At 43.2% G+C, this 322-nt stretch carries 1 protein-coding gene; it reads right to left on the bottom strand.

Annotated elements, in window-relative coordinates; genetic code table 11:
* Positions 1 to 157: 157 nt before the first annotated feature.
* A partial coding sequence (locus FDX22_RS12050; protein ID WP_146717250.1) for an AraC family transcriptional regulator occupies positions 158 to 322 on the bottom strand: 165 nt, incomplete at its 5' end.

Here is a 322-nt window from a genome sequence, read left to right on the forward strand (position 1 = left end):
GAAATACCTGCTACAGGCCAATCAATAATGGAGTGGCGTAGTTACGTGAGTTGTTGAACGAACTCTATTTTATTAACTGTTTCAGGCGATCTTTTCTGGCCTGCTGTTATGATGTTCATATTTCAGCAGTAAAATAAGAGATAGATTTGATAGTCAATTATCCCTCCGCATAAGGTGGATGATTTCGGCGTTGCTGGCTGAGCTTGCGATACTGCTGAGGCGGCATACCGACGTATTTATGAAATGAGCTATAAAATCGACTGCTGGAGCGAAAACCCGCAATCATCGCGATATCCAGAATGGTTTTATCGGTGTCGCTGAG

The organism is Citrobacter sp. TBCS-14 (assembly GCF_005280805.1).
Lineage (GTDB): Bacteria > Pseudomonadota > Gammaproteobacteria > Enterobacterales > Enterobacteriaceae > Citrobacter > Citrobacter gillenii.